Source organism: Paenibacillus rigui (genome assembly GCF_002234615.1).
Classification (GTDB): domain Bacteria; phylum Bacillota; class Bacilli; order Paenibacillales; family NBRC-103111; genus Paenibacillus_S; species Paenibacillus_S rigui.
On the sequence record NZ_NMQW01000053.1, the window covers coordinates 69,522 to 92,505 of the forward strand.

General features: G+C 52.2%; 21 protein-coding genes. 12 read left to right on the forward strand and 9 right to left on the reverse strand.

Features of this window, described 5'->3' with window-relative positions; all coding sequences use genetic code 11:
- Positions 1–11: 11 nt before the first annotated feature.
- A complete protein-coding gene (locus CF651_RS33030) occupies positions 12–473 on the forward strand; it encodes a hypothetical protein (RefSeq protein ID WP_245856194.1) in 462 nt (153 codons plus the stop codon).
- A 490-nt stretch (positions 474–963) separates the two neighbouring features.
- On the opposite strand, the gene CF651_RS28450 is transcribed toward CF651_RS33030, so the two are convergent.
- Positions 964–1,497: a MarR family winged helix-turn-helix transcriptional regulator gene (locus CF651_RS28450; protein ID WP_342746626.1), complete on the reverse strand. Its 534-nt coding sequence runs from the start codon at positions 1,495–1,497 to the stop codon at positions 964–966.
- 103 nt (positions 1,498–1,600) lie between these two features.
- Between CF651_RS28450 and CF651_RS28455 the strand changes: the two genes are divergently transcribed.
- From CF651_RS28455 to CF651_RS28490, 7 genes are all read left to right on the forward strand, one after another.
- Complete coding sequence (locus CF651_RS28455) at positions 1,601–2,353, forward strand: SDR family oxidoreductase (RefSeq protein WP_094018242.1); 753 nt, start codon at positions 1,601–1,603, stop codon at positions 2,351–2,353.
- 90 nt (positions 2,354–2,443) lie between these two features.
- Positions 2,444–3,415, forward strand: coding sequence for an aldo/keto reductase (locus CF651_RS28460; RefSeq protein WP_094018243.1), 972 nt, complete (start codon positions 2,444–2,446; stop codon positions 3,413–3,415).
- Positions 3,416–4,482: 1,067 nt separating this feature from the next.
- A complete protein-coding gene (locus CF651_RS28470; RefSeq protein WP_144029123.1) occupies positions 4,483–5,133 on the forward strand; it encodes a hypothetical protein in 651 nt (216 codons plus the stop codon).
- 477 nt (positions 5,134–5,610) lie between these two features.
- Positions 5,611–6,042 carry a DUF1641 domain-containing protein gene (locus tag CF651_RS28475; RefSeq protein ID WP_094018246.1) on the forward strand — a complete coding sequence of 144 codons (432 nt, stop codon included), beginning with the start codon at positions 5,611–5,613 and terminating at the stop codon, positions 6,040–6,042.
- A 35-nt stretch (positions 6,043–6,077) separates the two neighbouring features.
- Positions 6,078–7,256: an NAD(P)/FAD-dependent oxidoreductase gene (locus CF651_RS28480; RefSeq protein ID WP_094018247.1), complete on the forward strand. Its 1,179-nt coding sequence runs from the start codon at positions 6,078–6,080 to the stop codon at positions 7,254–7,256.
- Positions 7,257–7,434: 178 nt separating this feature from the next.
- A complete protein-coding gene (locus tag CF651_RS28485; RefSeq protein ID WP_094018248.1) occupies positions 7,435–7,797 on the forward strand; it encodes a type II toxin-antitoxin system RelE/ParE family toxin in 363 nt (120 codons plus the stop codon).
- Between the two features lie 290 nt (positions 7,798–8,087).
- Entirely contained in the window at positions 8,088–8,375 is a 288-nt protein-coding gene (locus CF651_RS28490; protein WP_094018249.1) for a helix-turn-helix transcriptional regulator, read from the forward strand.
- A gap of 177 nt (positions 8,376–8,552) precedes the next feature.
- On the opposite strand, the gene CF651_RS28495 is transcribed toward CF651_RS28490, so the two are convergent.
- The 5 genes from CF651_RS28495 to CF651_RS28515 form a co-directional block, all read right to left on the reverse strand.
- The gene (locus CF651_RS28495; protein WP_094018250.1) at positions 8,553–10,493 is read right to left on the reverse strand and encodes an FtsX-like permease family protein; all 1,941 of its coding nucleotides are present in this window, start codon (positions 10,491–10,493) and stop codon (positions 8,553–8,555) included.
- Positions 10,468–11,238, reverse strand: coding sequence for an ABC transporter ATP-binding protein (locus CF651_RS28500; RefSeq protein WP_094018251.1), 771 nt, complete (start codon positions 11,236–11,238; stop codon positions 10,468–10,470). Before CF651_RS28500 ends, CF651_RS28495 begins: the two co-directional genes overlap by 26 nt.
- Before the next feature lie 133 nt (positions 11,239–11,371).
- Positions 11,372–12,385 carry a sensor histidine kinase gene (locus tag CF651_RS28505; RefSeq protein ID WP_094018252.1) on the reverse strand — a complete coding sequence of 338 codons (1,014 nt, stop codon included), beginning with the start codon at positions 12,383–12,385 and terminating at the stop codon, positions 11,372–11,374.
- Positions 12,382–13,089 (reverse strand): response regulator transcription factor, encoded by a 708-nt coding sequence (locus CF651_RS28510; protein ID WP_094018253.1) that lies wholly within the window; start codon positions 13,087–13,089, stop codon positions 12,382–12,384. Before CF651_RS28510 ends, CF651_RS28505 begins: the two co-directional genes overlap by 4 nt.
- A gap of 211 nt (positions 13,090–13,300) precedes the next feature.
- Positions 13,301–14,485, reverse strand: a complete 1,185-nt coding sequence (locus tag CF651_RS28515) for a chromate transporter (RefSeq protein WP_094018254.1) — start codon at positions 14,483–14,485, stop codon at positions 13,301–13,303.
- Positions 14,486–14,698: 213 nt separating this feature from the next.
- Between CF651_RS28515 and CF651_RS28520 the strand changes: the two genes are divergently transcribed.
- A complete protein-coding gene (locus tag CF651_RS28520; protein WP_179233037.1) occupies positions 14,699–17,011 on the forward strand; it encodes an ATP-dependent DNA helicase in 2,313 nt (770 codons plus the stop codon).
- 86 nt (positions 17,012–17,097) lie between these two features.
- On the opposite strand, the gene CF651_RS28525 is transcribed toward CF651_RS28520, so the two are convergent.
- Positions 17,098–17,895, reverse strand: a complete 798-nt coding sequence (locus CF651_RS28525) for a PaaX family transcriptional regulator C-terminal domain-containing protein (RefSeq protein WP_094018256.1) — start codon at positions 17,893–17,895, stop codon at positions 17,098–17,100.
- A 170-nt stretch (positions 17,896–18,065) separates the two neighbouring features.
- Between CF651_RS28525 and CF651_RS28530 the strand changes: the two genes are divergently transcribed.
- Positions 18,066–19,046 carry a YbhB/YbcL family Raf kinase inhibitor-like protein gene (locus CF651_RS28530; protein WP_179233038.1) on the forward strand — a complete coding sequence of 327 codons (981 nt, stop codon included), beginning with the start codon at positions 18,066–18,068 and terminating at the stop codon, positions 19,044–19,046.
- Between the two features lie 122 nt (positions 19,047–19,168).
- On the opposite strand, the gene CF651_RS28535 is transcribed toward CF651_RS28530, so the two are convergent.
- Complete coding sequence (locus CF651_RS28535) at positions 19,169–19,888, reverse strand: 3-ketoacyl-ACP reductase (protein ID WP_094018258.1); 720 nt, start codon at positions 19,886–19,888, stop codon at positions 19,169–19,171.
- 416 nt (positions 19,889–20,304) lie between these two features.
- Between CF651_RS28535 and CF651_RS32055 the strand changes: the two genes are divergently transcribed.
- On the forward strand, positions 20,305–20,493 hold the full coding sequence (locus CF651_RS32055) for a hypothetical protein (protein WP_144029124.1): 189 nt from the start codon (positions 20,305–20,307) through the stop codon (positions 20,491–20,493).
- 18 nt (positions 20,494–20,511) lie between these two features.
- Here the strand turns inward: CF651_RS32055 and CF651_RS28545 are convergent, their stop codons facing one another.
- Positions 20,512–21,402 (reverse strand): serine/threonine protein kinase, encoded by an 891-nt coding sequence (locus tag CF651_RS28545; RefSeq protein ID WP_094018260.1) that lies wholly within the window; start codon positions 21,400–21,402, stop codon positions 20,512–20,514.
- A 169-nt stretch (positions 21,403–21,571) separates the two neighbouring features.
- Between CF651_RS28545 and CF651_RS28550 the strand changes: the two genes are divergently transcribed.
- Positions 21,572–22,966, forward strand: coding sequence for an MATE family efflux transporter (locus tag CF651_RS28550; protein ID WP_094018261.1), 1,395 nt, complete (start codon positions 21,572–21,574; stop codon positions 22,964–22,966).
- Positions 22,967–22,984: the final 18 nt, after the last annotated feature.

Below are 22,984 nucleotides of genomic sequence, written 5' to 3' on the forward strand. Positions count from 1 at the left end.
AGGTGACATGCGTGAAAAAAACGAAGCAACCCGGTGATAATATCAGCTTGAAGACGAAGAAAACGGAAGACCCGTTCGTCATGCAATGGATCAATGCCCAGACGAATTTGATGGATTCGCTGCGCTATTTGATCGAGAATGAAATTCAGCAGCATGGCGTGCGCAACCTGCAGGCGTGCATTCCCGCCGAGCGGAGTGTGCTTGTATCGGCCGCGGCTGTGCTGGAACTGCCGTTCCCGGCAGTGGCTCAGCGTCCCGCTGCATCGCCCTTGCCTGTTGGCGTGCTGCTGTCGGGAAGCAGCGAGATCGCAGCGGCTCGGGAAGAGACGGCAGCAGCCGGGGTGGCTCTGCAGGAAGCGCCGGAGCAGGCGGTTGGGCCGGTGCCGGCGGAGCTTGACCAACGGGAGTCCGCGGAGTCAAGCGCTCCCGTGGAGGATGATATCGATGAGGAAGATATCGAATCGTGGATTTAATGTGCGGTTGACGTTGTTACCGATTTTTCAGGATGAAGTTCGGCAGTAAATGATAAATCATCTTCAACAAACAGAAAGGCCCTGTGATCCAATTTTGTATTCCTTTCGAAGGGTTTTTTCGATCAAGGGAAACAAACGGATTGCAGGGCCTTTTATTTGCATCTCATCAGGATTTTCTTGTAGACATGTACACAGGAATGGGCGTTTTGTGCGCATGCCCAAACGTTGTAGAGTGGCCGTGGGCATTAAGGTCCCTCGAAATGATTCAGTTTCCTCACTCAAGCTCATGAATTCGCAGGATTTTATCCTCGCGTTAGTATGAAAATGTTCACGTCTCCACGTCGCCCTAGCGATTCTCGCTTCCATGTCTCAACGGGTCATAGCCCATCTTGCTGAAAGCAAAAAGCCCCCCAGCCGATTTGCTGGAAGGGACCAGTTCCTTGTTAATTGCGGTACTTATATACCTCATGAATAATATTAAAAACAGCGATCAAGGTGGCGAGTCTTTACAAGACGATGAAGACCTTGTTTTTGTTCTTTCCGCCAGCTTAGTAATCGACTCAATGTCTTGATCGGTTAATTGATCTAGAAAATGTTTGCGTATTGCCTTTGAGACTAAGGGAAGGGCCTCATCCAAGGCTGACTTTCCGGCGGAAGTAATGCTGACTTGAACACCACGATCCGTATCCAATGGATTTCTCAGAATAAGTCCACGTTTTTCCATCCGCGTTAGATGATGTGATAATCGGCTCTTATCCCAGTCCATCGAGTCGGCTAATTCCTGTTGGCGAAGCTTACCGTTCCCAAATTGGACTAACCGATCTAATACTCCAAAATCGCCCTCTGATAGACCTGTGTGTTCGGACATGTCCTTTACAACACGACCGAAGATTCTCTTAAAGGAACCTTTCCACCTATTCCATATTCGCATTTCCTCTTCGTTTAGTTCGTTCTTATCCATAGGAACATAATAACAAGGTTGACGTATCAACCCCGAGATGTTACAGTGTTCGTAGGTTGACATGTCAACAAAGACGGATGACAGTTGACCCAGGGTTAATGTATCAACCAGAGGCTGTATTACAAAGGTCGCAGTGGATACAAGAATGAAAAGGAGTGGTATTACTATGCAGGATAAACCCGTCGCCTTGGTCACCGGGGCCAATAAAGGAATCGGTCTTCAAATCGCGAAGGATCTCGCGGTGCACGGCTTCACTGTGCTCGTCGGATCGCGCAATCTCGAGAAAGGGGAGACGGCCGCGAAGAGCATCGGAGCGGATGCCCGCGCCCTCCAGCTCGACGTTACAAATCAGGATTCCATCTCCGCCGCGGCAGAGCGCATCCGCAGCGAGCTCGGCCGTCTCGATGTGCTCGTGAACAACGCGGGCATATCGCACGCGGGTCAGCCGGGCAGGACTCTCGAGGAGGTCGGGAAGTCGGGGCGCCCAAGCATCGCGTCTCTAGACGAGGTGCGCGCGGTGTTTGAGACGAACGTGTTCGGCGTCATCGCCGTCACACAAGCGATGCTGCCGCTCCTTCGTGAAGCGTCAGCCGCACGCATCGTTAACGTATCGAGCGGCTCGGGCTCACTGACGTTAAACGCGGACCCGACTAATTCGCATCGCGAGATGTTCGGCGCCGTTTACAGCCCTTCGAAGGCGGCTCTCAACGCGATAACGCTCGCCTTCGCCATCGAACTCGAGTCGACAGGCATCAAGGTCAATGCGGTATGCCCGGGCTTCACCGCGACGGACCTCAACAACTTTGAAGGCACGGGCACCGTCGAGCAGGCTGCTCGTCAGCCCGTACGCCTTGCAATGCTTGGCGAGGACGGTCCGACGGGAACATTCTCAAATGAGAGACGCCAGCTCCCTTGGTGATTTAATCTCGAGCACTGGCTCGCCAGAAAATGCGTCAACAACCTGAAGGCGTGACCCTTCCCTATATAAACTTAAGGAGTGTGTTATCAAATGGAATATGTAAAACTTGGACGCAGCGGATTGGAAGTTTCAAAGTTAAGCCTTGGGACCATGAGCTTCGGAGTACCTGAACGTGGCAATACCCCGTGGTCGTTAAATGAAGAGCAAAGCAGACCGATCATTAAAAAAGCACTGGAATTGGGCATCAACTTTTTCAGTACCGCCAATATGTATTCCGACGGAACAAGCGAAGAAATTCTCGGACGCGCCTTAAAGGACTTCGCTCGTCGTGACGAAGTCGTCATTGCTACAAAGGTATTTGTTCCGATGCGCAAAGGTCCGAATGCGATGGGACTTTCCCGTAAAGCCATCATGGCCGAAATTGATAACAGTCTACAACGGCTTGGAACGGACTACATCGATTTGTACCAGATCCATCGTTGGGATCCTAATACGCCAATTGAGGAGACAATGGAGGCTCTTCACGATTTAGTTAAGGGGGGCAAGGTCAGATACATCGGAGCATCCTCCATGCTGGCATGGCAGTTTGCGAAAGCCCAGCATGTCGCGGAGCGCAATGGTTGGACACGGTTCGTTTCCATGGAAAATAGGCTTAACTTGCTCTATCGGGAAGAAGAAAGAGAAATGCTTCCTCTTTGCAAAGATGAGGGAGTTGGCGTCACTCCGTACTTGCCTTTGGCTGCAGGCCGGTTAACCCGAGATTGGAATGAGCAGACCCCGCGATCCGAGAATGACCAGGTAGCAAAGGCGTTATTTTCAAGAACGGAAGAAGCGGATCGCAAAGTTGTGGAAAGAGTTGCGGAAGTTGCCGCAAACCGAGGTCTTCCACGTGCACAAATTGCACTTGCGTGGTTATTGCAAAAAGAAGAGGTCACAGCACCGATTATCGGGTCGACCAAGATCAGCCATCTCGAAGATGCGGTTTCCGCATTGTCGGTTAAATTGACACCTGAAGAAATCACGAGTTTAGAAGAACTTTATGTACCACATCCTCTGGTATAAATTGGGCACCAATACACATCTTATCTTTGGGCGGACACTCCTAAGGTGTTCGCTCTTTTATGCGGTTGTTTTTCTTAATGACTTAAGGGGAAGCGGAGTCCTGGTGGAACAGGGCTCTTTTCGCCTTTTAAGGCGTGAACCGTATCATAATTTCAAATCGAGTGGTCACGTTATGCTGCGCGTTAAAATTCCTCCATCCATTCAACCAAAGGTTCCGAGTGTCTGTTTTGGGGAAACAAGCAAAGCGCGTAGGATCATCTCAACCTATCGTTCCCACCCCTGGTCCTGATCCCGCTGCTGGTACTTCGCCTGATTCCTCATGCGCTGCCTGAATTCTTCCTGCTGCATTTGACGACGTTCTTGGTCAATAGCTTTAAATGCACGGTGGCTGGCTGCCGTTTCGACGCGCTGAATGTCACGCTCAAGATCACATACGGGGGGACTGTGCTGGAGCGAGGATCACGTTTCCGGCTGTGCTTCGCGTTTGTAGTGTTTCAGTTCACTAGTGTGCTCGCGGTCAGTCAATCGCCGACCGGCCAGCACTGCGAGATGCCGCTTGCGCTTGGCGCTATTAAGTGTGACCTGGTATGTCATAGTAGTGCTTAGCATTACCAAAGGCGAAGGGCAAGGAGTGGTCCCCCGTAAGAAGACGGTCTTCTGAGCAGGCTTTTGCAGGGGAAACCAGACTTTCGCAGCAGCATATGCTCTACATGGCGTCACTTTATCATACTTGGTATTACTTAATATTACTTAATAACGCCAAGCAGCACAGACAAAGGGAGAGACCCATAGGGGTCTCTCCCTTTGTTAGCAGATGAGAGTCCTGCATCTCATACACCCTTATGCTCCACATGTATTACTTGTGCACATTCAACATATGACCACGGATATTATCCCCCCCCATGGAACCGCAATACCAACGGTCAAACTTTCAGGAGTTATTCAGTTGACCCTAAGGATGGCCTCAGCAACCGCATTTACAATAGCAATTGTATTCGCACGTTAGTGATTGATAAATATGAGCCGACGCCGCTTTTTACTGGCACGGTCTGAAGATAAGTTGTGAGATGGGGGATGAAAATGATGAAATCGAAAAAGATGGTTTACCTTCCGGCATTTGCGGCTGTGCTCGTCAGTGTCTTGCTGATTGCCTATTCTTTCTATGCGGCACGAACGGGGTCGGACATCAGCCGCCGCAGGGAATGGACGGCGCGAGGCCGCCGGGGGGTGGAGGTCCTCGTGAAGAGTTTGAGCCGTTCAAGCTTATGGGGACATTAGCCGTCATCTTCGGTGCGGTCAGCTTTTTTTGGCTAAGATTCAAGAAGAAGCTAACTTCCAAATCGCCCCTGGTGAAGCGGTTGGCCAAAGGGCTTTATAAAGTGCATCAGGTGTCCGGCTGGGCTGCTCTGCTGCTGGTTGCTGCACATGGAGTATATTATTTGATCACGAAATTGCACGATGATAAAATCTTCTCCGGGCTCGCCGCCTTTGCGATTCTTCTGGCCATAGGGGGATACGGCTGGTTCATCCGGCGTTATCGCACCCATCCCTGGATGCGTAAAGTGCATATGACGCTCAGTATCGTGTGGATTCCCGCTTTGGTCCTGCATGCCGGCGGCTCTGCGATAATAACTGTGCTCGTGACTGCCGTGCTGTGGGGGACTGTAGGGCTGGTGGAAAAAGCGTCCCGGACACATTCCGCTGTTCATGAAGCGTGATAGGTATAAACTATGCTTTTGTAAACACGAGTCGGTCCCGTTAAAGGAACATCTTCGGGATCGGCTTTTATTTTTGCATGGAGCGCATGTGGGCTGGAATGAATGAAAATAGGGGATGATTCTTCAAATTCCGGCATAAACTAACATAAACCGCCTTGTTTCCTTGCATTCGAGAGGAAATCATCGATATCGCTTGCGAATATGCAATTTATGAGCAAAAACAAGATAAAAACAAGGTGAATACCCGTTTATCGATAAAATTTTTTTTGCAGTTCTTGAAAAAAAGCTTTACAATAGGTAAGTCAGTAATTCATAAGTGAAACGTTAATTATTTGTGACTTTATTGTGAATAAATTCACAAGCGTCTTGGAGCATGTTCATCGTAAGTGTGAGGGATAATGTATAAAAAGACTTACGGAATATAACTCTAACGGATTCAAAACATGGATTCATTAAATCAAGGGAGGCCGTTTTCTCATGTCCGAAACACTAACTCAACAACCGGCTAGCGTTGAAGCCACTACAGCCAAAGAGCTGGATGTGCTTGATCAGCTGATGAAGCCCGAAATTCAAAAGTCCCTTACGGATTTGGTAGAAAATTTACCGAAACTGACCGAGATGGTAACTGTCTTGACCAAAGCTTACGATTTGGCTCAAACGGTTGCAACGGACAAAGTGCTTATTGAAGATATGAAGAATGGCTTAGGGGAATTCGTGAAGCCGATTCAAGACAAGGCTAAAGGCATCGCTTCCGCAGCAATCGAGGCTAATGACCGCGCTCAAAAGGATTCCTCGACGATCGGCCTGTTCGGGCTGTTGAAGCTGCTGAAGGATCCGCAAATGCAAAAAATGTTCCGCTTCACACAGGCTTACCTGGATGTTATGTCGGAACGCCAAAACCAACGCTAATACGAACGGATTGTATAAATAAGAGGAGGATCATCATGGCAAAGCACATTTTGATTTTAGGCGGCGGCTACGGCGGTTTGTTGACTGCATTGACCGCTCGTAAACATTTATCGGCTGCAGAAGCTTCCATCACGGTCGTAAACCGTATTCCATCCCACCAAATCGTTACCGAGCTGCACCGTCTTGCTGCAGGAAACGTACACGAGAACAATGTGGCTCTTCCGCTTGACAAATTGCTGGGCGGCAAATCCATCGATCTTCGTATCGATTCCGTTGAGAACATTGCAGTAGATCAAAAACAAGTGAAGCTGGCAAGCGGCGCAACCTTGTCTTACGATGCTCTGGTTATCGCTTTGGGCAGTGACACGGCGTTCTTCGGTATCCCTGGATTGGAAGAAAATAGCTTCACGCTGAAATCCGTTGATGATGCAAAACGTATTCGTGCGCACATTTCCGCTAAATTGGATGCTTACAAGCAGTCCAAAAACAAAGCGGATGCAACGATTGTTGTCGGCGGCGGCGGTCTTTCCGGTATCGAGCTGATCGGTGAGCTCGTAGATACGCTTCCTAGCGTATGCCTGGAGAAAGGCATCGATTTCAATGATATTTCCTTGTACTGCGTAGAAGCGGGTCCGAACATCTTGACAGGCTTCTCTCCTGATATGATCGAGCGCGCGAAAACTTCCCTGGAAAAACGCGGCGTGAACATTTTGACAGGCGTAGCGGTTACTGAAGTAAAAGGCAACAATGTCATGCTGAAAGACGGCAGCTCCATCGAAAGCAACACGCTCGTATGGACTGGCGGCGTAACGGGCAACCCGGTAGTGGCAAACAGCGGCATCGAAGTCAACCGCGGCCGTGCTACGGTTCTTCCTTCTTTGCAGTCCACGACACATGCTGACGTGTTCCTTGCAGGCGACAGCGCTGTTGTATTTGGTCCGGAAGGCCGTCCATATCCGCCAAGTGCGCAAATCGCATGGCAAATGGGCGAAACGGTTGGCCACAACCTGCATGCTTATTTCAAAGGCCTGCCAACCAAAGAATTCCAGCCGGTATTCTCCGGTACATTGGCAAGCTTGGGTCGTAAAGATGCCATCGGTACGATCGGCGCCAGCCAGCTGAAGCTGAAAGGCACGCCGGCTACGTTGATGAAAGAAGCAAGTAACGTCCGTTACCTGACGCACATTAACGGCTTGTTCTCCTTGGTTTATTAATTCGTATTGGCATCCTTATAAAAATAAAACCCTTCAAGCAGAAGCTCTTGCGAGCTGCTTCTGTTTGAAGGGTTTTTTGCGTAGAAAATAATCTATTTCTTTTCATTTTATAACAGCTATGTTATTATAATAACATAGCTGTTATAAAATGCAGCATAATATACCGGGAGGGTATCCAATGTTTAAGGTCATTGTGTATGAGGATGACCAAGGATACAGCCCATTTGAAAAGTTCTATAACGAGCTTGACGAGAAAGCCAGAACAGACAAATCAGCTAGGGGTTTAATCAAAAAGTTAAACTACTGCATTGGCATTTTGTCTGAGGGTGGAACCAGGGCCGGAGAGAAGTTTACAAAGCATATTCAAGGAAAGCTTTGGGAACTAAGGCCGGATGATCACCGAGTTTTTTTCTTTTTGTGGAATGGCAATCATATTGTACTTCTACATAGTTTCCGTAAAGAGACTAAAAAAACTCCAAAAGCTGAAATCGAAAAGGCGCAGAGAGAGCTTGAAGATTGGGTTAGTAGACATGGTCATTGAGGGGAATAGTGCCCCTCCCCCCTCTAGGGGAGCGAGTGCATAAGTCTTATACAAGGAACCTAAAAGAAGAATAAAAAGGAGCTGAACATGTCATGATAAGAAGAAAACTAGTAGATCGTCATAGGAAACGAAGATCAATAACTATTAACTTTACTTAGAATACGATCTTTTTAATTTTTGAATATTTATCTTAGATGGAGGAGCAAGTATGAATTTAGTCAATTCTTAGTTACAATATTAATATTACGAGCAATAACTGATAATAAATAATAGTAGGGAGTGTTACTTCAATGAAGAGTTGGGACGATGTACGAAAGAATACTTCGTCAGTCCCGGAGGAAGAGCTTCATGCCCTCGAATTTACAGCCAAATTAGTTGCTAAGATCATTCACAAACGTAAGGAACTAGGTTGGACTCAAGCGCAGCTTGCACAAGCGGCGGGGCTTCAACAATCTGCGGTGGCAAGAATTGAAAAGGCCAAAGTGGTTCCTAAAATTGATACTATACAAATTTTAGCTAAAGCTGTAGGTATGAAGCTCGATCTGGTGATAGATGAGCAAGCCGCGGCCGTCGTTTAAGTATATTGGTTGTTTCAAGACAGTTAAGAAAGGCCTTGCCGAACAAGCAAGCTGGCACCGGTATTAGTACAGTGTCGGCTTGCTATAGGTATTAAACATAAAAAGTGGTTGGGCAGCAATAACACGCTGCTCAACCACTTTTTTTATCATTTTTTTGATGCTGCCCTTACACAGCTGCTACACCATGACCTTCTTCAAATGAAGAAGGTAGCGTGAGCGGACGAGCAGGAAATAGACGACCTGGGCTGCGGCGAAGAAGGCCGAAGCGGTCAGGACTGGGCCGTACTCTGGCGTCAGGCCCATGCCGTGCAGGATCGGACGGAGCACAACGACGGTCTGAATGGTGGATATGATCGTCGGGATGAAGAAGAGCATCGCGATCTGAACCGTAGCCGCATGCTTCATCTCCCGGATGCTCATGCCTGTCTTGGATAGCATATGGTACATGGTGCTATCCTGGTTCAGGTCGGTATGCAGCTTGAAATACAGGAAACTGGCCGATGCAATGGAGAATATCGCGGCGATGAACACGCCGATGAAGCTGAACAGAGAGGTCGCTTGCTTAATCATCAAATAATCCTGTGCGCGGGATGATAAATAATTGTCCGTCTGCTTCAGATTCTTGCTTTCCTGGTTCCACTCATTGAGCTTCTTGCTGAGAAGCAGCTCGGGGTCGTCAGGCTGAAGCGCCCGGTCCGCCGGCCATGCAGGTACGAGATACAGCACCTTCGAGCTGACCTTACGGTTGTTCTCCTGCTGCTTCGCTGCCATAGATTGGAACGTATCGTCAGCGACGACCAACAGCGTGTTGGAACCGTTGGAGGACGGAAGCTTATCCGTCTGTAGCACTCCGGTCACATTCAGAACCGTGCCTGTCTGCTTCAAAGTGACGGTTGCTCCTTTCGTCAAACGGTCGCGATAGGCTTCCACCGGATTGACGAGAAAGGCCGCGTCCACAGCGAGCTTTTCCGATTGGGGCAGGCTTATGGAAGCGGCAATCTGCTCGTAGGTGCTCCTCGACATTGTCTCCGGGGAAAACCCTGGCATGCCCTCCACGGGGCTGAAGAACGATTGCGTGGTGAATTTCGAATAAGGGACACCGATAGCAAGGAGCTGCCGGTCGATCTCCTGAAGATCCCGTTCAGCGAATTGCTCATTATAGTTGTAGTATTTAAATGCAAACGGACTGCGCGAGAACACTTTCTTGTTCTGAGCATCAATGGATAGCACGAATCCTACACTCATGCAGGCAATCGAGGTCACGACCGTCACCATAAACAGCATGCGGGCGTTATCTTTGATTTTGTAGGCCATCTCGGAAATCCAGATGAGCCTTGTTTTACGCCATAACAGCCTTCTGCTGCGCTTCAATAGCCGGATTGTGAGCACGGACAGTTGGGTGTAGAAAAAATAGGTGCCCGCAATGCCGGTCACAGCGGCAACCAACAGTACCAACGGGGAGAGCCCGCCCCGCTGGAGCGAGAGCAGCCCAGTCGCCAGAAGGGCGACACACAGTAGCGAGATGCCGATGGAAGCCTTCGGCTCCGGCTTGGCGGAGCTGCTGCCCTTCAGCAGCTCGATCACCCGATGACTGCGGATGAACAGCAGCGTGAATAAAGAAATGATGAGAAACAGCAGTAAGAAGACGCCGGCAGTTAAGAGAGCCGGATAAAGAGGCCAATAAAAGCGCATGCCTTCGATCCCCACGGCTTTGGTACTTAACAGCAGAAACATTTTGGACAGAATCAGTCCGCTGAGCACCCCGACGACGATAGATGCGGAACCGATGAACATATTTTCGACGAAAATAAGCCTATTGAGCTGCCCGTTCGTTGCTCCCAGCATCGTCAGAATGCCGAGCTCTTTGTTGCGGGCCTTCAGAAATACGCTGATCGAGTAAAAGACGAACAAGAACGAAAAAATGAAGATAATGTACTCGGCAAACTGCATGCCGGTGCGGGTCATGTTGCCCATCGGGGTTTGAGTAATGTCCGGATGGTAAATGAAGACCGCATAAGTAAAAAAAATCATCACCATGAAGGCGCTGCTCACAAAATAGGCAAAATAGGCGCGGCTGTTGCGCCGCACATTGTTAAACGCGAATTGAGGAAAGTTCATGTGCGTTCCCTCCCCAATAGGACAGCATGTCGATAATTTTTTGGAAAAAGGCCTGCCGGCTCTCCCCGCGGTATATTTCGCTCGCGAGCTTGCCATCCTTGATGAACACGACGCGATTGCAATAGCTCGCGGACAGCGGATCGTGCGTAACAAGCATGATGGTCGTGCCGTCACGTCCGTTAATATCCTCCAGCGTCTCCATGACGATTCGCGATGCGTTGGAATCCAGCGCCCCTGTCGGCTCATCCGCCAGCAAAATTGCCGGAGATACGATAATCGCCCGCCCGATAGCTGTCCGCTGGCGCTGTCCGCCGGAGATCTCGTACACGCGCTTCTCCAGGATGTCGACGATGCCGAGACGTTCGGCGACGAGCTTAAGCTTCGCCTCCATTTCCCGAAGCGGCCTCTTGTCGAGCGTGAGCGGCAGCACGATATTTTCCGCTACCGTTAAGGTATCGAGCAGGTTGAAGTCCTGGAACACGAAGCCGAGCTGCCGCCGCCGGAAGACAGCTAGCTCCTGCTTTTTCAACACATACGGGTTCTGACCATTGATGATGACCTCGCCTGAGCTTGGGGCGTCGATCGTCGATACCATATTCAGCAGGGTTGTTTTCCCGCTGCCAGAAGGGCCCATAACTCCGACAAACTCTCCTCGCCGTATATTCAGATGAATATCCGTCAAAGCATTGGTCGCGACTTTGCCGGCATATACCTTGTTAATTCCGTTGACTTTGACAATGTCCAACTTGTTCACTCCTTGCGTTAAATGAAATGGGGCGGCGGCCTTGCGCCTGCAGCCAGCTAATGAAAAGCTCGCTGCACAGCATTACTTTACAAGCTGCGGGCATGGGCCGCTATCGATTTGTCTTAACGCAGTCTTACAATGTTGTAAGGTTGGAGGTTTCCTTAGGGGCACGGGGGAACACGAGGCGCACTTTTGTTCCACGGCCCACCTCCGATTCAAGTTCGACCTCGTGGCCGAGACGGCTGCATACTTCCCGGACCAGGTACAGGCCCATACCTGTAGACTCTTTGTATTGGCGGCCGCGGGTGCCGGTGAAATAAGGATGAAACACACGGCGTAAATCCTCCGGACGGATCCCGATCCCCTCATCCTCAATTTGCAGAATAATAGCCTCGCCTCTGGCAAAAGTCGTGAAAGTGACTTTCCGGCCGATCCCCGCGGAATAATTGACTGCATTCGTAATTAATTGGCCAAGCATAAAGCGCAGCCACTTTTTATCCGTATACACGAGCTGTGCGTCGTCGACCTGGATGTCGGGGTACACTTTTTTTCGTATACAAAGCTTGCGATTGTCCGCGACGGCTTCCCGCACTATGTTCAAGAGAAGGACAGGGCCTACCGTGAAATCGTGCTCGAAGTTGTCTAAGCGGGAAGTGTAGAGCACCATTTCCAACCCTTTTTGCAGCCGGTCGAGCTCCTCCAGAATGCTGTCGGCAGCCGGCTCGTCCAGCTCTTGCACCGTTAGCTGAATCACAGACAGAGGGGTTTTCATCTGATGGACCCAGCGGTTGATGAAGCTGATATGCTCCTCCGTTCGACGGTTATGGCGGTGCAGGATGTCCTGAACCTGCCGGTAAACCTGCTGCAGCAGCTCGTTTAACGCCTCGGCTAAAGGAGAGCTCCCATGGCTCTGAATCAGCTCGTTCAGCTCTTGCACGGGGCGGCTTAGCCGTTTGTACAACGCTCTCTGGCTGAAGTAACGATAAATCAGGAAGCCAGCCAGCACTGTGCTGCTTAGCAGTATGCCGTAAGCGACAATAGGGAGGGGACGCCCGTCACCGGTCAGCCAATACAGCAGGGGCACCAGTGCCGTCTGGAGGCAGTAGAAGAGCAGCAGAGGCACTTGTTCCTTCCAGAAGAGCTTCATAGCGGGGACTCCTGCCTATGGTCCGGTTGAAAGCGATACCCAGCTCCTCTGACAGTTTCGACGGCCTCGGGGACGCCGAGCTCCCGGAGCTTTTTGCGGATTCTCGTTACATAGACATTCAGCGTATTGTCATCAATAAAATGGTGATCCTCCCACAGCAGATCAAGCAGCCGCTCCCGGCTGATGACCCGGCCCGGCTTCTGCATCAAGGCCTGAAGCAGCACCGCCTCCTTCTGGGTAAGCTCTACGGACAGCTCGTTCAGCTTGATGAGGAACCGCTCGGGATACAGCGTTAGTCCGGCAGCCTCGATGGTTCTCTCTTCATGGCGCGCCGAATAGGTGCCGTACGCTCTCCGCAGGTGGCTGCGGATTTTGGCCATAACGACCTCGTAGTGAAAAGGCTTCGTAATATAGTCGTCCGCCCCGTTCTCGAGCGCCATCACCTGATCCATTTCGCTGTCGCGGGCGGAGATGAAGAGGATCGGGCAGTTGGAATGGGAACGGATTTGGCGGCACCAGTAAAAGCCATCGTATTTCGGCAGGTTCACGTCCAGCAGCACCAAGTCGGCGCGGGAGGCAAGGAAAGACTCAGCAACCCGATCAAAGTCATCGGCAATGGAGGCCTGAAATCCATATTTGTTCAGCTGCTCCTGCAGTATACCGGCAATTTTGGCATCGTCTTCTACGATAAATATCGTATGCAAAGCATTCACCGCTTTCTATAATCAAGGTCTATGTATATATAGACGCAAGATGTGCCTGAAACCCTTACAATGGGATGGTATTTATAGTCATTTCTACTTTGGGGCCAAATGATGCTCCGCCTGAGAAAAAAGAAAACACCCCGACAGCGGAGTGTCGGGGGATGGAGAAGGTTGGGGCGATTCGGGAGAAGGTGAAGTTACAAGGGCGGACTTACGTCAGCAAGCCAAGAAGCGTGCCGCCTGCAGCGGCAAGGACTACGACGATCCATGGCGGCAGCTTCCAAAACATAAGCGCGCCGAACAGCAGCAGCGCCAGGCTGAAATCGCCCGGCGTCCGAACGGCGCTCGTCCAGACCGGATCATAAAGCGCGGCCAGCAGGATGCCTACAACCGCGGCGTTGATCCCCCACAGCGCCTGCTTTACCTTGGGCAAGCGGCGCAGCGTGTTCCAGAAAGGCAAAGCCCCTAGGGTGAGCAGGAAGGCCGGGGTGAATATAGCGATCGTCGCTATAAGGGCTCCCAGCCAGCCGTGAATGAGCGTGCCCAGGTAAGCGGCGAAGGTGAATAAAGGCCCCGGCACGGCTTGTACGGCCCCGTAGCCGGCAAGAAATTGATCCGGGGTCATCCATCCGGACGGGACGACCTCCTGCTCAAGCAGCGGGAGCACGACGTGTCCGCCGCCGAAGACCAGCGCCCCGGCACGGTAGAAGCTGTCGAATACGGCCAAGCCCCACATGTGCGGAAATAAGGATCTGAGGAACGGGAGCCCAAGGAGCAGAACGATAAACAATAGCAGGAGGACGGAACCGACCCCCTTGCTCAGCGGAAGCTGCTGTGTGTCCTGCTGCTGCTCTGTATCTGCAGTGCTTTTATGTAAGAACAATCCGACGAGTCCAGCGGCTGCGATAGCTGCGATTTGGGTAAAGGCGGTGCTCCATACTAAGGTGATGATAGCGGTCAGGATGGCAATCGTGGCTCTGCTGCGGTCGGGAGTCAGGCTCTTGCCCATGCCCCACACAGCTTGGGTGACGATGGCGACCGCGGCCAGCTTTAACCCGTGAATCCAGCCCGCGCCTTGGAGATCCCATCCATGCAGCAAGTAGGCGAATACTACAAGGGCTATGACGGATGGCAGGGTGAACCCGATCCAGGCGAGTACAGCGCCAAGCAAGCCCCCGCGCATCAGGCCGATCCCGATACCGACCTTACTGCTGGCCGGGCCGGGTAAGAACTGGCATAGAGCTACCAGATCGGCATAGCTGCGCTCGTCGAGCCAGCCGCGCTTGCGGACGTACTCTTCACGGAAATAGCCCAAATGGGCAACAGGCCCGCCGAAGGAGGTTAAGCCCAGCTTCGTTGCGACCTTGAGAATTTCAAGCTTTGAATGTGCAGCCACTTCAACACCGTCCTATATTCAAATGATTTCACATCGAGCGTTCCACTCTCCACATTATACCGTTCGCCTCAAGCGGTCTACAACGAAATTCCATCATCTAGGTTGGAGGAGAAATGCTTTGGATGCAGAAAGAGGAGGATTCGTGGTACAATAAAGAACAAATGTTCTGCTCGATGCGATTTTTCATGCTGTTCAGAGAGGGGCTGTCGACGCTTGTCCAATTCCGTACCGATTTCCGTAAGGTCGCTTGTCGAATATGCGTTTCGAAGCGGGAGCATCGATTCCGGGTTTCGGACGAGCGCGGCTTTGACCGAAGGGACGAAGGCTCACCAGAAGGTGCAGCGGCAGTATGGTGAGCACGATCAGAAGGAAGTGTACTTATCGGCGGAGTTGGCCTGGGACGGCCTTGTATTTGCCATCGATGGCCGGTGCGACGGCCTGCTGCAGCATGAGGGGCTCGTCACGATTGATGAGATCAAATCGACCTCAGGGGATATCGCCCGCATAGAAGAGGATACGTACCCCGTTCACTGGGCGCAGGCCAAATGCTATGCCTATATGTATGCCAAGGAACATGGAGTTGACCGGATGGGCCTTCAGCTCACCTATGTGGAGGTGGAGTCGGAAGCGCAGAAGCGGTTCAAGGCGGAAGCGTCCTTCGAGGAGCTGGAGCGTTTCGTCCTCGATGTGGTACGGCGGTTTGCACCTTATGCCCGCATGCGGAAGGAGCATGAGCAGGCAAGGGATTGCAGCATCCGGGAGTTAGCCTTCCCGTTCGATAATTATCGGGAAGGTCAGCGCAAGCTGGCAGGTGCGGTGTATAAATCGATAGCGAAGGGGAACATGCTGTTCGCCAAAGCGCCGACAGGCATCGGAAAGACGATGTCCACCTTGTTCCCGGCGGTGAAGGCGATCGGGGAAGGGGTTTTGCAGCGCTTGTTCTACCTGACCGCAAAGACGATCACGCGGACCGCTGCGGAGGAGGCCTGTGCGATTATGCAGGCCCGGGGTCTGAAGCTGCACGCCATCACCATTACGGCGAAGGAAAAGGTCTGCTTTCAGGACGAAGTGCGCTGCACGAAGGAGCACTGTGAGTACGCAGACGGCTACTACGACCGGATCAACGAAGCCTTGCTCGATATCCAAACACAGGAGACGCTGATGACCCGGGGGGTGATTGAACACTATGCCCGCAAGCACTGCGTTTGTCCGTTCGAGTTCTCTTTGGATGCAGCTTACGCCGCCGATGCGGTGATTTGTGATTATAATTATATTTTTGATCCGAGGGCCAGCTTGAAAAGACAGTTCGAGGAACAGAAGCGCCATACGGCTCTCCTTGTAGACGAGGCGCACAATTTGGTGGACCGGGCCCGGGAGATGTATTCCAGCTCGCTTGGCAAGGCGGATTTTTTGGCGGTTCAGCGGGAGTTTAAAGCGGTGAACCCGGACATTCATGCCGCCGCGAAGGCGGTCAACGCGTATTTCATTGCGCTGCGCAAGCAGCTGGGGGAGCGGAGGTATCACGTGGATTCCTCACTGCCGGAGGCGCTGGTCGCTCTGCTGGAGGCTTTCGTGAAGGCTGCGGAGCGGGAGCTGTCCGGAGGCGGGGGAACAAACGGGCTGCTGGAGCTATATTTTTCTGCCCAGGCGTTCCTTCGTACAGCCAAGCTGTATGACGAGCGCTATGTGACCTGCGTAGAATCGGACCGAAGCGGTGTGCGGCTGAAGCTGTTTTGTCTGGATCCGTCTCATCTGCTTGGCCACATGGGCAAGGGCTTCCGGTCGCAGGTGTTGTTCTCGGCGACGCTATCCCCGCTGTCTTATTATATGGACATGCTTGGAGGGGATGCTGAATCGTACACGGTGACCGTGCCTTCGCCCTTCTCCAAAGATCAGCTGGAGGTCACCCTCCAGCCTTTGTCCACCCGTTATGCCGACCGCGAGCGCAGCAGGGTGCCCATCGCTGAAGCGATTCGCCAAATGATTGACGGGCGGACAGGCAATGTACTCGTGTTTTTCCCCTCCTACGAATATATGAACAACGTGGTAGAGAAGTTTGTGGAGCAATCACCCGAGGTGAAGATACAGGTACAGCAGACGGTCATGTCGGAGGCGGAGCGGGAGCAGTTTCTGGCCGCATTCGATGCGGGCAATGAAGACACTTTGGTCGGATTTGCCGTCATGGGCGGTATTTTCTCCGAGGGAATTGATTTGGTTGGTGAGCGGTTGAACGGTGTTGTCGTGGTCGGGGTAGGGCTGCCACAGGTTGGCCTGGAGCGGAATCTGATTAAGGAATATATGGATCGCACCGGTAAAAATGGATTCGATTACGCCTACGTGTATCCCGGCATGAACAAGGTGCTGCAGGCCGGAGGCCGGCTTATTCGTTCCGAAACCGACCGGGGCCGCCTGCTGTTGATCGATGACCGGTACTTGCAGCGGCAGTATCAGCGTCTGCTTCCTGACGAATGGAAGGACTACACGCTGCTGCGCCCGGCTGCGGTTCAACAGCAGATGGAGCAGTGAATCGCCGGGCTTCGCATGCTTCTCCAAGGCTGCCCGGACAAAATGCCTTGTCCATGAACGGCAGCGCAGCCATTCACCTGCGCAGTCTATGCCTTATCCAAGAACGAGGCATAGAACGAATCGGATGGAATGGCCTGAACCAGTTCAGCGAGATGCTGCTGCAGCGTCTGCAATATTTTTTTTCCTTCCCATTGGGGGGGCAGCAATGACTCCGGCAGCATGGGATCAACAAGGTACAGCCCGCTGATCATCTCGCCGAGGTGCAAATAAAGCGTAAATAGCTCCAACGGCTCTGCATGCGAATGCAGGGCTTTTTGCATAGCGGGCTGAAATTGCCCGGTAAAGGTCTGCCATTGCTCCCGGTACATTTGCTCTACCTGGGGGAGCTGCCAGATGCGGCTTGCTTGCTCCGGTGTGATCGGCTGATGCGGCAGCGTGCCGCGGAAGATCGTGACTCGCTTGTCCAGCTGGTGCTTGTCGATCAGCTGCAGCACCTCACTATCATAGCTCCAGGGAGAGATATAGACGCTGTTATACAGCAATCCGAAGCCGACCTGTGTAATGTCGGTGCGGAATTGATCCCTCTTTTTCCGTTCGGATTCGGGGATTTCCAGCATGACCAGGTGCCACATGTGATCCCAATGATCGTCATAAAGCCGGGGCTTGAGGTTGATGGATTGGATGAAGGACCTGCCGGCATCGGTAATCCGGTAGCTCGATCGGGAGGGGGTTATGGCATAGCCTTCCTTTTTGAGCCGGGATAAGGCATTGCGGATGTAGGGGGCGGAATAATTCCTTTTCTCATAGATGCGGATCAATTCCTGGGATTCCATGCTCTCCGTGCGGGACAGCAAAAAAAGCAGCTGCTTTTCGATGGATAACAAATAAACTCACATCCTTGACAAAGGTAAGTTTTGGTTATAACATAAATTATGACGATCGTCGTAAATAATATTATAAATTGGTTTTAAAAATGTCTCTCTTGTAGTTTAGCGCAAAAAGAGAGAAGTGTGGTTCATTATATCATGAAAATAGGGGAAGAGGAGCCATGAAGATGGAGATGAAAAGGATTGTGGGCAGGAAGGTATGGATTCAAATGGCACTGTGGGGAGCCCTTTGCGGGCTGAGCGTCGTACCCGGTTATGCGGCAGCGGAAGAGGCGGGGGCTGTTCAGGCACCTGCCGCGAAGGATGTAGTCCGTAATGTGAGCAGCTACCTGCAGTGGAATACCCCGGTCAACCTTCAGCTGGAGGACAAAGCGCTTCCTGTTCAAGGTGCCATGATCAATACGGTCATTATGGTACCGCTTCGCTCGGTTGCGGAAGCCTCCGGTGCCCGGTTGACGTGGGATGAAGCAACCCGGTCTGTGCGTATCGAAGGCAGCCAGCTGTCGGCCGTGCAAAAGCTGGGGGAGAAAAGCGTTACGGTGAACGGCACAAGCTACGAGCTGGACCATGAGTCGATGCTATCCGACGGAAATCTTTTGGTGCCTGCAAGGCTGCTGCCGCTTGTATTGGGCTTGGAGCTTCGGTGGGATTCGGCGAGCCGCACGCTTGCGCTGTCCTCCCGGCATGGATCGGGGGGCTTGACCATCCGAACGGAGGCATTTCAGCTGAATGGGAATATTCCTGTGGCGTATGCCCATGGCGGTGTCCCCGGCGGACAGAACGTCAGCCTTCCTGTGAGTTGGAGTAATGCGCCCGCAGGGACGCAGTCCTTTGCCGTTGTGATGTACGATATTCACCCGATTGCGGACAATTATATTCATTGGAGCGTCATCGATTTGCCTGCGGATATGCAAGGGTTGAAGGAAGGGGAGGCGGGATCGTTGAAGGCGGGAAGGGAGCTGAACAGCTACTTCGGCATGGAGCCGCCGCGCTATTCAGGGGATCACCTGTACCGGGTAGCGGTTTATGCCTTGGATACGAAAAAGCTTGATGCAGCGGAGACACCCGTCTTTTTCGAGCAGCTGGAGCCGCTGTTGAAGGAGCATATGCTCGGGTATGCGGAAGTGGACGGCTTTTTTAAGCAATAAGGCTACTTACACCATCAGCTTAAGAAAAAACAAACCTCGCAAGACCCAAGGGAAGCTTCTGCTTGGTGTCGGCGAGGTTTGCTGCTTGTTGGATCCTATTGTAGGGCTAAAAGCTGCTCACGTTACTGCGGATTCGTCGTCCAGATGCCGGCTGTTTTCACGAAGACGCGCTGTGGCAGCTTCAAGGCGGCGACGATCAGCTCCGCTACATCCTCCGGCTGCATCATGCGGTCTTCATCGCCGATTTTGAGCCCGGCATTGGCTGCAAGCTCGGTATTGACCGTGCTTGGGGTCAAGGCGGTGACACGGATGTTCGATTTGCGAACCTCCTGGAGCAGTGATTCGGTCAGCCCCAGCACGGCGAACTTGGATGCGCAGTAGGCGGAGCCTGTAGCAAAGCCGCGCTCCCCTGCGGTGGACGCCACATTGATGATGCTTCCTTCGTTTTGTTGGATCATTGTTGGCAGTACCGCGCGGCTGACGTAGTAAGTCCCCATCAGGTTCACCTGGATAATCCGCTCCCATGTGCTTGGCTCCATGTCCAGCACGGTGCCGAATTGGGCGATGCCGGCATTGTTAATCAGAATGTCGATGGAGCCGAGCTGCCCGATTAACTGGGCGACAGCCGTATCCACCTGCTCCTTGTCGGCTACGTCGGCGGTTGCATAAACTACGCGAACGCCATGCGCCGTGCTTAGCTCCTGTTGAAGTGCCTCCAGGTCGGCAGCGCTTCTCGCGATGAGTCCGAGCTGCACGCCCTCTTGGGCAAGCGCGATGGCTGCGGCTTTACCGATGCCTTTGCCTGCACCGGTGATGATGGCTGTTTTGTTGTGAAGTGTCATGGTCGTCTCTCCTTCTCCATAATGGGATGCCTGCTATTTGTATTGTTTGGCTTCTCTCACAGCTGATTATAGGGAAATGGCCAAACGAACACAAATCCAGCGGAAAAAAGCGACGCTGTAGGCGACTGCAGAGCCTGGAAATTGAAACGAACCTGCCTCCGGTTACGTAAGAAATGACGAAGCGAATGCTTGGAGGAGTCCCTTTGCGGGGATTGCCCGGCGAAGCTTTTCTGATAAAAAGCCGAGCATACGCTGAAGATGCCAGCTTTCCCTTGGAAAGTGCAGCGCGCGCTTACGAAGCTAGCTTTCCTTCGGAAAGCTCGGCGTACGCTTACGAAGCTAGCTTTCCTTCGGAAAGCTCAGCCCACGCTTACGAAGCTAGCTTTCCTTCGGAAAGCTCTAAGGAGGTAATCCCCATGTTAAAAAGATTACTAAGCAAGCTGCTAGGACTCGACAAACACCGCGGCTCCCACTACCGCCCTTATCGAAGCAGCAGCGATGACTACAGGAAATACGGCAGCCGTCCGCACAGCTCCCATCGCCACAATCAATACGGACACAACCATTATAAAAGAAGAGGCTCCTCCAGCTCCTACAGCAGTTAAGCCGGAGCGGGCTGTGAATTAACGCAAATGAGGCAGCAGCCGTTTGATCTCTTGCCGCAATTCCCCTGTATTTCGATAAGGCTGTTCCGTCTGCAGCAAGCGGCGGAGCAGCTTTTTTGTGTCCGGGTGCAGCGACAGCTCCTCTTCCCAGCTCTGTTCCCCGGTCTCGCTGCCAGGCGTCAGCTCCTTCTCAGTATAGGTGCTGTACAGCAGGAACAGCAGCAGATGCCCGATAGCGTAAAAATCGCTGGAGACGTGGATTTTGCGCCGCAGCACCTTTTCCGAGGGATCATCGGCATCGATATCATAAGGATCGTAATCGTCCGGATGGCTGCCGGCCAGCTCGCGGGATAGCCCCACATCGATCAGCTGGATACTGTTACCGTGCAGCAGTACGTTCGCGATGCTGATATCCCGGTGGACGATCCCGCAGGCGTGCAAATAGCCTACGACTGCCAGCAGCTTCAGAACGAGGTGCAGCGACGCCTTCTCCGAAAACATGCGGTTCTCTTCAAACAACAGCCGGTCCAGGCTCGTTCCCTCCATGAATTCCATCGTGAAGCACAAGTGCTCTCCATAACGGAACTGCTCGTAAAAGGCGGGAAGCGCAGGATGATCGAGCCGCCGCAGGATGGCGGTTTCCATGCTGTAAATGAGCGCAGCACGCTTCCTCCCCCCTCGTAGAGGATATACTCTTTTCAGCACGCAGCGGCGGCCGGAGCGGATATCGCGGCACAAATAAGCGGTGCCATAGCTGCCGCTGCCCAGCTTGCGGATGATGCGATATCGGCCTGCAACCACGCGGTCCTGCCGAAACCGCAGGAGGTCGTGCCAGAGGCGCAGCCCGGTACGAAAGCTTTTGCCCCAACGCCGCCAAATCGGTGTTTCCCCCTGCGGGCTCATCTTCATATCGTTACACCTCTCTCCCGAATTGTATGATTTCTCAGGCTTTTCCCAGGAAAGCGCAGTCATTTTTGAAATTTGTGTAAACTGCTATTTTGTTCGTGCAATTGCCAGGGAACTGTGCTACGATACGCCTTAGTTTTAGAGCACGGTATCTCAAAAAGAAGGTGACATCATGACGTCCGTCCAAGGAAACCTGGAGCATGGAGAGAAGCCGGAGAAAATCAATTTGTTTTTTCTGACATGGCCCATCTTTCTTGAAATCTTTCTATTCATGCTGATGGGGATTGCCGATACCTTTATGTTAAGCGCTATATCCGATAACGCCGTTTCGGGCGTCGGGGCAGCGAACCAATATCTTCATATTGCCATACTCATTCTCGAAGTGATCGGCAACGGCGCATCCATCGTGGTCGCCCAATACATCGGCTCACGCAAGCTGATTGAAGCGGCCAAAATATCGGCGCTGGCGGTAACGCTGAATTTGCTCGTAGGCTTGCTGATCAGTACGGCCTTCGTCATATTCTGCGGCAGACTATTGGAGACGCTGAATTTGACCGGAGAAATTTTGGCATTTGCCAAAAGCTACTTATATATTGTAGGCGGCGGTATTTTTTTGCAAGCGATCATTAATTCGCTCTCCGCGATTATCCGGGTACACGGGTTTACGAAGGAAGCGATGTTCGTCTCGCTCGGGATGAATGTCATTCATATTATCGGGAATTACAGCCTTATTTTCGGCCATTTCGGTGCTCCGGAGCTGGGTGTGCAGGGGGCAGCGATCTCCTCGGTCATCAGCCGCGGGCTTGCACTGCTGGTGTTCCTGTGGCTCCTCTACCGCATTATGGCGGTACGGATTGAGCTGCGGTATTACTTTTCGTTATCGAAGGAGTACATCGGTAAAATTTTGAAAATTGGTATTCCCTCGGCCTTCGAGCAGGTCATGTATCAAATGTGTCAAACCGTCTTCGTCTATTATACTACGTTTCTTGGGGCCGAAGCGTTGGCGGCGAAGCAGTATGCGTCGAACATTTCGATGTTCATCTATTTGTTCGCCCTTGCAATAGGAATGGGAACGGCTATCATCGTAGGCAGATTGGTGGGCGGGAATCGTAGTCAGGAGGCTTACACCCGTGTTTGGAAAAGTGTGCGCTGGGCAAGTGCCGCTACCCTGCTGATGGTGGTTACGGTCATTATTCTTCGCAAGCCGCTCATGGGGATGTTCACCGTCGATTCGGAAATTATCCGGCTGGGTGCGAATGCGCTACTGCTCAGCATCGTGCTCGAAACCGGGCGAACCGTCAACATCGTGCTGATCAATTCGCTCCGGGCGGCGGGCGATGCGAAATATCCGCTGTGGGTCGGTATGTTCACGATGGTGGGCATGAGCTTGTCGCTAGGTTATTTGTTCGTGTTCAAGCTGGATCTGGGCTTGGCCGGTATCTGGCTTGCCATAGCGGCAGACGAGTGGATGCGTGCGTTCATCATGTATTTCCGGTGGAAAAGTCGGGCATGGGAGAAGCACAGTCTCGTGAAGCACGAGTTTAAGGAACAATCCGTCTCCGTTTAGCCGGGGATAGAACAAAAG